This is a genomic window from Aeromonas popoffii, assembly GCF_000820025.1.
GTDB lineage: Bacteria > Pseudomonadota > Gammaproteobacteria > Enterobacterales > Aeromonadaceae > Aeromonas > Aeromonas popoffii.
The window spans coordinates 32,153-46,215 of the sequence record NZ_CDBI01000105.1 but is presented as its reverse complement, the minus strand read 5'-3'; the positions used below and the strand labels follow the sequence as shown (position 1 = coordinate 46,215).

Genomic DNA, 14,063 nt, shown 5'->3' with positions numbered 1-14,063 from the left:
CGCCGTCTGGACTAACCCTCATCTGGCGTCCATGGCGAGCAACGCCTCACTCCTGCTGGTCAGTCTGCTGAACCAGGAGACATCCAGCAGTTTCGACAATCAAGCATTCCGCCGTCTGGACTGATAAGCAAACGGGCCCATAGGCCCGTCTCAGTTTATCTGTTTCCTCCTCACTATCCGGCCATCAGGCATCCAGCTCGAAGCGGCTGATGACAGACGTCAGCCGTCCGGTATCCTGCGCCAGTCGGGCCACTATCTCCTCCCCCTGCCGACTGCGCTGGCTGGCTCGCTTCATCCCGCTGCAGGGCCGGTAGCGCCAGTTCCAGTAGATTCGTTTCGGCCTGCCCGATCCGGCCGAGCTGGTGATAGACCAAGGCCGAGGAGAGGAACACCAACAGGTTGATAAAACAGAAGCTAAGCAACAACTTGCTTGAAATTTTCATGAACGTCCTTGTTCAACTACCGGCATGCACCCCGACACTCAGTCTCCGATCAGACCCGGTAACCGTTCGCGCCAGGAGTCATGCCATCTCATCAATTCATCACGCGGCATGGGTCTGGCGGAGAAGAAACCCTGACACACATCGCACCCCAACTTGGCCAGCAGTCGCCAGGTCAGCTCATCCTCAACCCCCTCGGCGACAGACTTGAGCCCCAGTTTGCGGGCCAGCTCGATACTTGACTCTATTATGGCCAAACGTGAGGGATCCTCATAGCAGCGATCAACGAAGGAGCGATCCAGCTTGAGCTCGGTGAAAGGCAGCAGAGCCAGCTGCTGCATGGAGGAGTAGCCGGTCCCGAAGTCATCGATGGAAAGCCCAAAGCCATGCATGCGCAGACGAGTCAGCACCTCCAGCGACTTGCCCAGATCCTTCACGAACGAGCTCTCCGTCACCTCCAGGGTGATGAGCTCGGGGTTGATGCTCCAGCGCTGACACTGGTTGATCAGGGTGTTACAGAGATCCCCTTCGATGAGGGAGGTGGTGGAGAGGTTCATCGACAGGTTGAGGGAAAGACCGGTCCGCTCCCACAGGTGGCCATCGCGCAGGGACTTGCTGATGATCACCTCGGTCAGCTGGTCGATGAGACCATTGTGCTCCGCCAGCGGAATGAAGCGAGCCGGCGAGATGAGGCCGTAGTCCGGATGTTGCCAGCGGGCGAGCGCCTCCATGCCGACCCACTGCCCCGAGCCAAAGCTCACCTTGGGCTGATACCAAGGCAGCAACTGATCCTGCTCCAGCGCCCGACTCAGCACATCCAGGGTCAGGCTGTGGCCGTCCTCCTCCTGGGCCCGCTCCTGTTGTGGCCGCCAGGCGCCAATCAGCTGGCTGATCTGCTGCTGGCTGGAGGGCTTCTCGATGCGCCCCAGCACCTGCAGACCATAGGCAGCGCTCATCCGCAGCACGGCTTCGACCACGTCATCTTCCAGCGCGCTGGAGAGGATGATACCGCCACGAAAACCGCCGAGGGAGAGACGGCGCAGCAACGCCATGCCATCCATGCCGGGCATGCGCAGATCGCAAAACAGGATGTCGACCTGATGACGCTGACACATGGCCAGCGCCTCCAATCCGTCCTGGGCCTCCAGCAAGGAGGAATAACCGAGCCCACGGATCTGGTGCATCAGTGCCTTGCGCTGGAACGCGTGGTCTTCCACCACCATGATCACCAACTCATGCTGTGTTTTGTTCATCGAGCCATAGTCCAATTTCGCGTGTAATAGAATTCATCAGCGCCAGTACTCTCTGGCTCAACTCGGTGAGTTCTTCCAGTTGCTTCAGACGGGCCGCCGCTTCGAGTCGGGCAGCTTCCTCTGCCAATGCCAACTGTCCTACCATGCGGGCAGCGCCCTTGATGCGGTGCGCCGTCTCCACCAGGGCATGGGTATCTTGGCAAGCCACCGCCTGCATCATGTCATCGCCATCCTGTCGGTTGGAATCCAGGTACTCTTGCGCCATGCTGCGGGCCACCTCATCATCCCCGAACAACGAGATCCAGCGCTCTCCCTGCTGCCTGGCCGGTTCAGTAGACTGTGGCGCCGCCTCGTCCGCCGGCACGACCGCCGGCAACCAGCGGGCCAGCATCTGGCGCAGGGTATTCAGGGTGTAGGGCTTGAACAGCATGTCGTTCATGCCGGCCTGCTGCATCTGCAGGCCGGCCCCTTCCGACGTATCGGCAGTGACACCTATGATGGGAGCCTGTTCCCCCTGTGCCCGCAGGGTCCGGGTCAAGGTGTAGCCATCCATCACCGGCATGTGACAGTCGGTCAGCAGCAGGGAAAAGTCCTGCCCCTGCCAGGTACGCAGCGCTTTCTCGCCATCGTCCACCACCTCGGCGTCCACCCCGAGAATGCCAAGCTGGCGCGCCAACAGGGCGCGATTGATGGGATGATCGTCGGCCACCAGCACCCGCCCCTGCAATTGAGCGGCATGGGCCTGCACCGGATTGATCGCTTTTTCCCCCAGCAACTGGTGGCAGGTCTCCAGCAACAGATCGGGGTAAAGCGGGGATTGACCCAGGCGCCACCAGGCATCCGAGTCCATACGGCCGCGCAGCGCTTCCAGCGGGGAGAGCACTATCCCCTTGAGGGCGGATTGCTGCAAACGTGTCGACCACTCGCTGCCCAGCGCCTGCTCGAGCCAGCCCTCCTCCGCTAATAACAAACCACTCACCGGTTGCTGCCACTGTTGGGGGTCCAGACGATTCAATCTGGCCCCCAGCCGCTGCATGGCAGACTGCAGGGCCGCATCCTCGCCAAACAGCCACCACTGCTGACCTGCCAGCGGCGGCGCATCCCATTGGCACTCCGTCAACGGGAAACCGAAGGTCAGCCGGGTTCCCTGACCCGGTTTGCTCTCAAGAGCCAAGCTGCCCCCCATTTTCTGGGCCAGCTGATGACAGATGGCCAGTCCCAGCCCGGTGCCTCCGAAGCGTCTGGTTATGTCGGACTCCACCTGCTCGAACGGGGTAAACAAGCGATCCTGCTTCTCTTCCGCGATGCCGATACCGGTATCGCTGACGGCGATAAACAGTTGTTCAACGCGATAGCTGACCTGGATACGGATCTCTCCTCGCTCGGTGAACTTGACCGCATTGTTGAGCAGATTGGAGAGCACCTGCCCCACCCGCACGGCATCGATACGGGCCAGATCCGGCACCTCGATCGCCCACTCCAGCGCCACCTTCAACCCCTTGCCATGAGCCAGTGTGGCATGGCCACGGATCACGTCGCAGATCACGGAGGAGAGGCGACAATCCTGATAATGCAGTTGCAACTGGCCCGCCTCTATCTTGGAAAAGTCGAGCACGTCGTTGACAAGATAGAGCAGGTTGTTAGTGGAGGTAATGACGTTGCGCAGCATGTAGCGCTGATCCTCGTTCAGCTCGCTCATCTGCAACAATTCCAACATGCCGTGCATGCCGGAGATGGGAGTCCTGAGCTCGTGGCTCATGGTGGCGAGGAAACGGCTGCGCACCTGCATTGCCTGCTCCGCATAGGCACGTGCCTCTCGCAGATCGTTCTCCTGGCGCTTGAGTGCAGTGATGTCCTGGATCACCCCGTTGAGGATCAGATTTCCCTCATCCTGCGGCACGAAACTGCCGCGCACCTGCAAATAGCGATCCCCTTCGGGGCGCTCGACCCTGACCTCCAGATCGAGCCGCGCCAGCGTCTCGGCATGATTGGCCAACTTGCTGACAAAATCCTGCAGCGCCTCTTCGGTAAAGCCGAACACCTCGCCGCCTGACTCGGCCGACAGCATATCTTGCTGACTGGCGCCCAGGATCTCGCTCGCCCCTTGGGAAGCATAGAGGAAGCGGCCCTTGCCAGGCCCCTGCCACAGATATTGATAAACGATGCCCGGCATGCTGTCGGTGATCTGAGTGAGCCGGGTCTCCGCCTGGCGGGCCCGCGCCTCGGCCTCCTTGATGCGAGTCACGTCGGTCAGCACAGTCAGTACGCCCAGCATGTCACCATTCGGGGAGCGATAGGGGCGCTTGGTATAGATGACGTGGAACATGGCGCCATCCTGGCGGCGGCTGTACCCCGCCCCTTCCAGCTGCTCACCGCTCTGCCACACCTCCAACTCCTCCCTGAGCACCCGCTCCTGCTCCTGGGGCGGCATGTCGTCGAGATCGTCGTAATCATCACCGACCTTGGCCCCGATGAAGGCATCCCGGTAGGCCTGGTTGCTGAGGGTGATACACTGCTCACGATTTCGCAGCGCCACCATGTTGGGCAGGGAGTTGAGCAGGGTCTGCACAAAGGTCAGCTGCTCGTTCAACTTGTCCTCGGCCAGCTGGCGCTGGACGATTTGGCGGCGCAGCGTACGGTTCCAGCCGATGAACAGCAAGGCACTGAGCAGGAAGGCGCCGATCCCGAAAAAGGACCAGCGCATCACGGTCGTCGGATTGATGCCGGTCTGGATCGTGAGGGAGAACCACTTCTGCTCCAGCCTCGACAGCTCGTCAGGACGGATGGAGAGCAACACCTTGGTCAGGATCTGCTGCAGCATGGGATCTTGCTGATGCGTCGCCATAGCGATGGGCACTCGCAACTCGTTGCCGGAGAAGACCACCTGATAGCGGTTATTGAATCCTTTTTGTAGCGCCAGTTGCAGCCTCTGCATGCTCATCAGCACATAATCGACCTCGTGTCGATCGAGCAGGGGCAACAGCCTGGTGTCACTGCTGACCGTCACCGGATAAGCTCCCACCGCCTTAAGCAGCGACTTCTCGATCGTACCTGCGACGATTCCCACCTTGCGCCCTTTGAGCTGATTGAGATCCTCAAGCTCAACCTCCCCATGCCTGGCCACAAGCACCCTGTGGATAAAGGCGTATTCGGGGGTAAACAGAGAAAATTGGCGGCGTTCGGGGGTCGGCGTCATGGCCGGGATGAGATCCAGCTTGCCCGCCTTGAACAGCGCCTGAGTCTCAACCCAGCTGCTGGTCGGCACCAGGGTGAACTGTAGGCCGGAGCGCATGCTGAGCAGCTTGAGCAAATCAGCGAGGAATCCCTTGAGCTGGCCGCTGCCGTCTATCTCACTCACCGCTGGCCAGTCGGGGGCGACGCCGAATCTCAGGGTCGGGTGCTGCGCCAACCACTCCAGCTCGCTCTGGTTGAAAATAATCTGGCGAGGGCCATTGGCCAGTTCGAAGTCGACTATGCCGCCGGTCTCCAGAATGCGGCGCCGTTCATTGAGGGGAATATCGTTGAGTGCCAGCTCCAGCAGTCCCTGCAGGCCCTGATTGCTGGGGCCCACCGCGATGGCCACCGAGGTATCCGTCACCCAGTCCGGGGTGATCACCTTCAGATTCGCCTGCTGTTGCAGACGCTGCAAGCGAACAAGAGCAGGCAGATCCGCCAGATAGGCATCCGCCAGGCCCCTCTTCACCATGAAGACAGCCTCTTCGCTGCTGTCCGCTTCCGCCAGATGTGTCATGCCCAGCTCAGCCAGCGTCTCACAGGAGCTGAAACCATGTTCACACACCCAGCGCAGTTGACGGGCAGCTGTCAGGGTCAGCTGGTCATCCCCCTTCGCCAGCAGAATGCCACGGGGCATCCCTACGAGATCAGAGGTAAAGCGCATCTGTTGCTGCCGCGACTGGCTGGGGGTCACGCCGAGCAACATGTCGACTTCGCCATCGAGCAAGGCCTGCTGGGCTCCGGCATAGTAGGGGTAGGTCTTGTAGCGCAGGGTCAGCCCCAGTCGGCTCGCAATCAGAGAGGCGAAATCATCCAGCGGGCCGCTGTAACCACCCCGGCTATTGGCATAGACATAAGGGGGCCAGGCCACCGAGGGCATGCCGACCACCAGATCGCTGCGTGAGGCGAGCCACAGGCGCTCGGACAGCCCCATTCGATCCTTGTCCAGACCGGTTTCTGCCGCGGCGGCAAGGCTCCAACAGGCAAGCCAGCACAACAGGAAGGCGCGATAGCAAAGACGCAACATGGACAACTCCTGAATAGATCGGAGAGCGATGATAAAGATTTTGGCAGAATGTGCGAATGAAAATTCGGAACCAAACTCAAGCGGATACGAAGAATGGCAGACCTAAGCCGAAGGACAGTCAGTAAAGCATTTTTTTGACTAAATATTCAAATTTTTAATTAAAGAAACAGCGCCATGGTTTAAGCGTCAATTGGGCTGAAACCCTTGCCCTGACTAGCATCCAATAAAAAAGGGAGGCATCATGCCTCCCTCACTCTTTGGCCCTTATACCTCGCGGGCTGAGACTCAAATTATCTTAACTGACTGGCATTAAGGTCTAATCCTGCCATCTTCTTGCAAGAGGGGGCCTGGCCCCTTCCTGTCAGGTTATTCGATTCCCAAGCCGGAAGCCTGTTTGATACTCCTGCTCACGAACGTGGGCGATCTGCACATTCTGCCCTTCCAGACCTATGTCTTTCAGCAAGGCGGGCGAGAGGTGCAGGTAAGAGGTGCGGCGTTCCAGCCGGGTGATCCGTTTCTGAACCAGGGATTCGACGGTGCGCAGCAGGGTCAGTTCGATAGACATGATATTCTCCAGTTGAACGTGCGGTTCTCCCGGAGAGAGGCAATCACCCCGCGGGACAACCGCGGGTGATGAAAAAGCAGGTGTTACCTGTTTCCTCCACGCGGTAGAAAAAGAGCACGAGTCTTCGCGCTGCCAATGCAGCGATCGAACGCAACGTTGAACATGGAATGTTGCATGATCGTCTCCTTACCGTGTGAAAGTTGAACAAGTTGCCACAGTCTAAAAAAAGACCGAATTTTATACAAGAACCTCCCCCCCCATATGGGGAGTGAGTCATCTATCAATATCCAGACGAGACACAGAACTCTCGCCCATCAGCCGCACACATCAGGCGCCGGACTGCACGCACAGGATTTGCCTGGCGCGTGTCAGATCCCGGACAAGAGGCGGAACTCTTCCAGCGCATAGGTATCCGTCATGCCACTCACATAGTCGAGCAGCAGCCGCACCCGGTAATACCACTCCTGTTCGGCACCCTTGTCGAAACGGGGATCCCGGCTGGCCACCGCCAACCGGTATGCCTTGAGATGACGGGCCGACAGGCGGTGAAACAGGCGGCGGGCGAAGAACAGCTCGCTGCCCCCCTGCCCGGCCAGCAGGCGTTCGAACTGGCTGGCGGGCAGTGCCAGCAGGCAGGCATAGGTGGAGAGCACGCCACGCAGGGCGGCATAGCCTTCCAGCTCCAACGCCTCGACCTCGGGCCGCATGAATACCTGCTCGCGGGCCACCTGCTTGAGGGTGTCGAGCACCATAGCCGCCGGCACCTGACCGTGCAGCAATGCCTGGGGATAGGCACCGCTCAGGATGAGCTCATGCTTGCTCACATAGGTGTGGGCAGCCAGCGCGATCAGATCCCGGGTAAGATGCTGGCGAAAATGGGGGAAGAAGCCTCCGTCAGAGGCGGTGGCATCCGCCAGCAAGCCCGCCATGTAGGCCCCCTCATCGGCCCGACGCAGCGCCTGTTGCAATTCGCTCAGGCTGAGAATGCGCCTGTCCACCGCATCTTCGAGATCGGCGATGCAGTAGGAGATGTCGTCGGCCGCCTCCATGATATAGACCAGCGGGTGGCGGCAACCGGGCGCCAGTCCCAGGCTCTGACTCAGGGAACGGTAGAGGGGTTGTTCACTGAAGAAGATACCGCGCTTGCTGGCCCAACCATGATGTTGACCGTCGTGCAGGGGTTGCTGCGGATACTTGCACAGGGCGGCCAGCTGCCCCAGGGTCAGATTCAGCTCGTGCAGACTGTGCACCAGCCGCAGGCTCTGGGCATTGCCATCAAACACCAGCAGATCCTGGCGCAATGCGGCCCATTGCGGGCTGGGCGCGGCCCCAAGCGCGGCGGCAAACAGCTCATCCAGCGCCTGCGCCAGCCACTGACTCATCACCTGCTCGCCAAAGTGACCGAACGGCGGGTTACCGACGTCGTGCAGCAGGCAGGACATCTCCACCAGATTGATGAAGGCCCCCTCGCACACCGACCCCGCGGGCAGTGCCGCCAGAATGCGACGGCTGATTTGGCGGCCCGTCTCCTGCACCTCCAGCGAATGGGTGAGACGGCTGCGCACCGAAGCCTTCACATCCAGCGGGAAGACCTGGGTCTTCTGCTGCAACCGGCGCACCGGCGCGGCCTGCACTATGCGGGCGCGATCCAGCTCGGTCGCCTCCAGCAGATCTTCCTCACCCCAGGGGTGGCTGCGCAGTGACGGGATCAAACGCTGATACATGTTGTTTATCTCCTTGGGTGCGTAAAGAGGCGGCACGCGCCTCAGGAGAGCAGCCAGCGCTTCAATCTGGCGATATCGCCCGGACACTCGCGACGCAGCGACTCTATCCAGTCCTCCACGTTCTCCCACCAGGCGGGATGATCCGGGCTCTGGATCAGCTGGGCCAGTTGCTGTAGCCGGCGCAGACCGATGGAGCCGGCCGCCCCCTTGATCTTGTGCGCCTCCTCCACCACCCCGGTTTGATCCTTGGCGATCATATTGGAATCGAGCACCGCCATGTAGTCGGGCATCATCTTCTCGAACAGATCGACGCTGGAGAGCAGCACCGGCTTGCCCACCGTATCGGCGTAATCGGTGAGGAAGGGCAGATCCAGCAACTCATCCTGGCTACCCGCATCGGCCTGCTCGTCCGCCTCATCGTCGGCCAGGTCGGCAAACAGGTGGCCAATCACCTCCCGCACCGCTCTGGAGCCCAGGGGCTTGTTGATCACATCCTGCATGCCGTGATCCCGATAGTACTGGCGATCGCCGGTGGCGTTGGCGGTGAGCGCCACCATGGGCGGCAGACTGTCGCTGTAGCGCTCAAGCAGTTGGGCCGCCACGTCAAAGCCAGTCATGTCCGGCAACTGGATATCCAGCAGGATCAGGTCAAAGTCATCGGGATTGGCCATGGCCAGCGCCTGGGCACCGTCCCGCGCCACCTGTACCTGATGACCCAGCTTGTTGAGCAAGGCGCAGGCCACTGTCACGTTCAGCTCCACATCCTCCACCAGCAGGATATCGAGGGAGGGCATCTCGGGTTCGGCTCTGGCGGCCTGAGGCTCGACACAGTCCACTTCCAGCTCGGCGGTAAAGCAGGAGCCCTCACCCGGGTCGCTGTCCACGTAGAGCTGACCGCCCATGGCCTGCACCAGCTGACGGGAAACGGCCAGACCGATGCCGGTGCCGGTGGCGTGCTTCTTGCCCTGCACCTGATAGTACATGGCGAAGATCTTCTCCTGCTGGGCGCGAGGAATGCCGACGCCGGTGTCCTCCACTTCGAAGTGCAAGGCCAGCTTGCCCGGCTCATCGGCCGCGTGGGAGAGGCAACGTACCGTCACCCCGCCCTCATCGGTAAACTTGACCGCATTGCCCACCAGGTTCCACAACACCTGACGCAGCCGGGTGCCATCGGTCATCACGAATTGCGGCATGTCACCATCCCGGTCGAAATGCAGATAGAGCCCCTTCTGCTCCGCCTGAATACGCGACAGCGTCTCCAGCTCGTCGAGGAAGGCGGGCAGGTCGATGGGGGTTGGTGCTATCTCCAACCGGCGCCGGTCGAGTTTGTCCAGATCTATGATGTCATTGAAAATGTTGCCGAGCGTCACCGCGCTCAGGTGAATGGTCTTGAGCTGCTGATGCTGCTTGGGATCGAGGGGGGTATCCATCAACATGCGACTGAGCCCCACTATGCCGTTGAGCGGGGTACGCAGCTCGTGGCTGATAGTGGAAATAAAGGTGGTCTTGTCGCGACTCGCCTTCTCCAGCTTGTCCTGATACTGCTTGCGCTCGGTGATATCACGGCCAAAACCGAGCAGACCGAGCCGCTTGCCGAAGCGATCGAAGAAGGGCACCTTGCGCAGCTCGAAGTAGGCCTTGCGACCATCCGGATACTCCAGCCACTGCTCATAGGTGAGCGGCTCGTTGCTGGCAAAGACCTGCTTGTCGGTCTCCACCACCTTGCTGGCGATGTCCTGCTTGTAGACATCGAACGGTGTCAGCCCGATGAGCTCGGCCTCCACCTTGCCGGTGAGCTCCTCCATGGCACGGTTGCAGCCGGAGAACTGCTCGTCTTCGTTGCGGTAGTAGACCAGATCCGGGGAGCAGTCGATAAAGGAGCGCAGCAGGGCGGTGCGCTCACCCAGATGCAGTTGGGCCTTCTCGCGCTGGAACACCTCGTTTTCCAGATCCTCGATCGCCTGCTGACGCAGGGTCTCGGCCCGGTTGGTCTCGGCGATCTGGGCATTGAGGCGGCTGATGTTCTCCTGCAGCTGGCTGTTGAGCCCCAGATCCCGCTCGCGCATGTCTTGCAGCTTGCTCACCATGCGAGTCAGGCGCTGACGGGAATCCTCCAGCTGATCAACCACTATGGAGAGAAAATAGACGGCCCAGGGTGTCACCAGCAGACCGAAGAAGACAGAGCGCACCAGGTCGACTATGTCCACTGTGCCGCGCAGAAACAGGGTCACGCCCATCTGGATGGAAACAGCCAGCACTATGATGCCCGTCGCCAGGAACATGCTGAAGCGCACCAGTCCCAGCTTGGTCATCAGGTCGACGTAGTATTGCGCCCAGGATTTGATTTGTTTCATCTTATTGTTTTCTCCCCATATTCGCCGAACAGAATACCAGCACGGCGCGCCGAACTCTTGTGCCGTTGCACGATTAATTATCGATTAATCTATGCCCCCGCATGCAGGGGGAAACTCGGTCAGCCAGGGTCAAGTCTGCGGCGCCAGCATGCTGGCCACTTAATGCAACGAGATGATCTTGCAGGAGTCTTATCGATACGTACTCTCACCCGGCTGAGTCTTGGCCCGCTGGCAGTCAATGCCGCCCACGCCGCTCCGGGCGACATTCCGAAGCAGCCCGGCAGGTCCGGTTTCCTGCCCTGCGGCTACAAGTCCAACCTCCATGCAGGAGAGGGCAGCAAGAGCCACATTCATGATCTCGGCGCCGCCGACAGCGAGAGCCGTCCGCCCTACAACGGCTAAGCCCTCCCCCAGTAGCAACAAGGCCACCTCATGGGTGGCCTTGGCATACTCAGCGTTGGGATGACGTCAGATACCGAGCGAGTCGAGCAAGTCATCATGATCGTTGGCGACCGGTGCGGCCAACGGAGCCGGCTTGGCTGCCGCCAGCTTGGTCTGGGCGATCAGGGCATCCGGATCCAACTCCTCCTCATCCATGCCATCGTTGTGAATGCGGATGAACTCTGTCCGGTCCATCGCCAACTCCAGATAGAAGATGTTGTTGCGGGAGGTGAAGAAGGTAACCCGGCGCGCTTCCGGATTGTCGAGGTTGGTGTCGACACTCAGCATCACCTGCTTGTTCAGCGCCAGCATTTTCGGCTGGTTCTGGGTAATGTGAGTCTGCAGATCCCGACCCACCTTGACGGTAAAGCTGCCAACTATCTGGTTCATCAGCTCACCCATGACGTTACTCACCTCGTCCGAGGTGTGGGAGATGGCGAGATCTTCCTTGGAGAGCCCCATGCTGAGCATGTAGCTCTCATAGAGCTCCATGGCCGCAGAGGCGGAGAAGTTGATCACTACCAGACCGGAGAAGCCGCCATCAAACAGCACGAAACAGCCGATATCCGGCTTGAGGCAGGTCTTGCTGATCCGCTGCACCATGCCGGAGAAACGCACCTGACTCATGGTCGCCGCACTCAATACATCCGTAACCGAATGACACAGACTCAGCAGCACATCCTCTGTGGTCAATACGGCATCGTTGTCGGCTCTTGTCACTATCATGGGACCTTCCTGAACATCGAAAATGGGCTTATCTATACCATAACTCTAACAGATAGCGCGGCTTGGGCTTCGAAATAGCGAGCCGCCTCTCACTTGACTCAATTGTCAGCAACGAGCGGGGTGAAGCCAGCCAGATGAGCGAGTTTGAGGCGCCAACTGGCGGCCTCTTGCTGCAAACTGGCCTCGTCATAAGGCAAGGAGGAATGCGCCCCCCAGATGGGACCTGGCCATGCCCGATCCGTGGTAAAGCGGGCGACATGATGCAGATGCAGCTGCGGCACCAGATTGCCGAGCGCCGCCACATTGATTTTGTCCGGCCGCAACGCCTGCTCCATCAGGGAGGCAACAGCGCAAGACTCCTGCATCAGCTGTTGCTGCTGCGCGGGCGCCAGATGGTGAATTTCGCGCAAGTTGGCGACCCGTGGCACCAGGATGAGCCAGGGATACTGGCTGTCTTTGGCAAGCAGGACACGACAAAGCGGCAGATCCCCGAGCACCTGGGTATCCGCCTGCAGGCGAGTATGCAATTCAAACATGAAGACCTCGTTGGATAAGGTGGGCGCAATGCACGAAAAGAGCACCCACGTTACTGCAACGGGCCACAAACTTAAAGTCGCGGCACGGCCCAGCCGATGAAGCGCTTGCGAAGCTCGGGGTCGGCCTTGAGGAACAGCTGCTGCAACTGCCCTTCCAGCTCGCTGGCAGCCACAACGGGTTGCGCCCCGCTAGCGAACGTGGCAGTTGGCTGTGCGGATATTGCTCCCGCCGTCAGCGCCGCCTTGCCGCCGCTGCGGTTGTATTCAGCCAGTTTGCCGCTCCAGTCCACCCCAAGCAGCATGCCGCTGGTCACCAGCGCATCCTGCTGAGTATCGAGCGCCTGACCATTGGCCTGCAGCGTCACAACTGGCCCCTTGGCATAGGCCACCATCGCCTGCTCATCGGCAGGCTGTTGGGCCACCAGCGTCAAGCGCTGATTGCTGGCCTGATAGCGCACCACCTGTGGCTCGGACCGCACCTGACGATCGTTTTCGCTGCTATTGCGGCTCGGGATCACCCCCTCATAGCGCACCAGCAGTTGCTGCTCTCCGTCCGCCAGGGTAGCGTGCTGCTCGTCCTGCAAGGTGCCACTGCTCACCGCCAGGATCTGGAAATCCGTTGGCACCACCACCTCGACCTCGGCCTGCGCCGTACTCATGCCCGTCGCCGCGCACAGCAGCGTCAACCCAATCCACCCCTGAGAACCTTTCATGTTTGCTCATCTTCCTGATCGCTGTGATGGGCGCAGGGTAACAACCGAAGATGACAGAAAAATAACGCCACTCAGAGCAGATAGTGGGGCCGCTCGGCAAACCACTGGGCCAGCACCTGCTTGAACAGCCGGATCTTGCGCGGTACCCGCCGCTGCTGGGCATGCAGCACATGGAGCTGATGCAGGCCGCTCTGCCACTCGTCGAGCACGGCCACCAGCTCGCCACTCGCCAGCCAAGGCTCCACCAGCATCAGCGGGCACTTGGCATAGCCCATACCGGCGCGCGCCAGTTGCAACACGGTACTGTAGTGGTTGGCCCGCACCTTGCCCAGCACCAGAATGTGGGCCTCTTCCCCCTCACGGATGAAGTGCCACTGCTCCCAGGCCGGATTGTGCCCCTGCAACAGGCAGCTGCGCCCGCTCAGCTCATAGGGAGTGGCCGGACGCCCCTCTCGCGCCACCAGTGCGGGGCTGGCCACCACCACATCCCTGAGCCGCCCCAGCGGCAGGGCCACCAGATTGTCCGGTACCTCGTTCATGGCCCGCAGGGCGATGTCGTTCTCCCCCTGACTCATGTCGACCATCTGGTTGGTGAAGTTGAGTTCCACCTCAACCCCCGGGCAGAGCACGGCAAAGCTGGTGAGCAGCTCACTCACCATACGATCACCGGTGCTGACCGGGCAGGTAAAGCGCAGGCGGCCGCCATCCTCTTCGGTCAGCGCCTGAATATCCTGCTCCGCCTGCCGTGCCAGCGCGAAGATCTCCCCCGCCTGCTGATAGAGGGTCTTGCCCGCCTCGGTCAGGCTGAGGCGGCGGGTGGTGCGCTGCAGCAATTGCGCATTGAGGGAGGACTCCAGCGCACTGACATGGCGGCTCAGCATCCCCTTGCTGACCCCCAACGTATCGGCAGCGGCCGAGAAACTGCCTCGCAGCACCACTTCGTAAAAGCTGGCCAGATGGGCGATGTCCATCATTAGCTCCAATATGGAAACAATGTGTTTATTTTACGCGCTTTTTCACATTATTTGTTGCGCTAGAATCAACACATCC

At 60.4% G+C, this 14,063-nt stretch carries 10 protein-coding genes; 1 reads left to right on the top strand and 9 read right to left on the bottom strand.

What is annotated here, in order from left to right; genetic code table 11:
• Positions 1 to 481: 481 nt before the first annotated feature.
• The 5 genes from BN1129_RS21715 to arcB all read right to left on the bottom strand — a co-directional run bounded on the left by BN1129_RS21715 (position 482) and on the right by arcB (position 10,597).
• Positions 482 to 1,693, bottom strand: coding sequence for an EAL domain-containing response regulator (locus BN1129_RS21715; protein ID WP_042039393.1), 1,212 nt, complete (start codon positions 1,691 to 1,693; stop codon positions 482 to 484).
• Positions 1,674 to 5,954, bottom strand: a complete 4,281-nt coding sequence (locus tag BN1129_RS21710) for an ATP-binding protein (protein WP_042039392.1) — start codon at positions 5,952 to 5,954, stop codon at positions 1,674 to 1,676. Before BN1129_RS21710 ends, BN1129_RS21715 begins: the two co-directional genes overlap by 20 nt.
• A gap of 361 nt (positions 5,955 to 6,315) precedes the next feature.
• Positions 6,316 to 6,519 carry a hypothetical protein gene (locus BN1129_RS21705; RefSeq protein WP_042039391.1) on the bottom strand — a complete coding sequence of 68 codons (204 nt, stop codon included), beginning with the start codon at positions 6,517 to 6,519 and terminating at the stop codon, positions 6,316 to 6,318.
• Between the two features lie 368 nt (positions 6,520 to 6,887).
• On the bottom strand, positions 6,888 to 8,243 hold the full coding sequence (gene dgt, locus BN1129_RS21700; protein WP_042039390.1) for a dGTPase: 1,356 nt from the start codon (positions 8,241 to 8,243) through the stop codon (positions 6,888 to 6,890).
• Positions 8,244 to 8,284: 41 nt separating this feature from the next.
• Positions 8,285 to 10,597, bottom strand: a complete 2,313-nt coding sequence (arcB, locus tag BN1129_RS21695) for an aerobic respiration two-component sensor histidine kinase ArcB (RefSeq protein WP_042039389.1) — start codon at positions 10,595 to 10,597, stop codon at positions 8,285 to 8,287.
• A gap of 162 nt (positions 10,598 to 10,759) precedes the next feature.
• On the opposite strand from arcB, the gene BN1129_RS23705 reads away from it, so the two are divergent.
• Complete coding sequence (locus tag BN1129_RS23705; protein WP_157013521.1) at positions 10,760 to 10,999, top strand: hypothetical protein; 240 nt, start codon at positions 10,760 to 10,762, stop codon at positions 10,997 to 10,999.
• A 66-nt stretch (positions 11,000 to 11,065) separates the two neighbouring features.
• On the opposite strand, the gene BN1129_RS21685 is transcribed toward BN1129_RS23705, so the two are convergent.
• From BN1129_RS21685 to BN1129_RS21670, 4 genes are all read right to left on the bottom strand, one after another.
• Positions 11,066 to 11,764 carry a DUF3334 family protein gene (locus BN1129_RS21685; protein ID WP_042039387.1) on the bottom strand — a complete coding sequence of 233 codons (699 nt, stop codon included), beginning with the start codon at positions 11,762 to 11,764 and terminating at the stop codon, positions 11,066 to 11,068.
• 98 nt (positions 11,765 to 11,862) lie between these two features.
• On the bottom strand, positions 11,863 to 12,300 hold the full coding sequence (locus tag BN1129_RS21680; protein WP_042039386.1) for an HIT domain-containing protein: 438 nt from the start codon (positions 12,298 to 12,300) through the stop codon (positions 11,863 to 11,865).
• A gap of 71 nt (positions 12,301 to 12,371) precedes the next feature.
• Positions 12,372 to 13,013 (bottom strand): DUF2057 domain-containing protein, encoded by a 642-nt coding sequence (locus BN1129_RS21675; protein WP_042039384.1) that lies wholly within the window; start codon positions 13,011 to 13,013, stop codon positions 12,372 to 12,374.
• Positions 13,014 to 13,084: 71 nt separating this feature from the next.
• Positions 13,085 to 13,984, bottom strand: coding sequence for a LysR family transcriptional regulator (locus BN1129_RS21670; protein WP_042039383.1), 900 nt, complete (start codon positions 13,982 to 13,984; stop codon positions 13,085 to 13,087).
• Positions 13,985 to 14,063 lie beyond the last annotated feature (79 nt).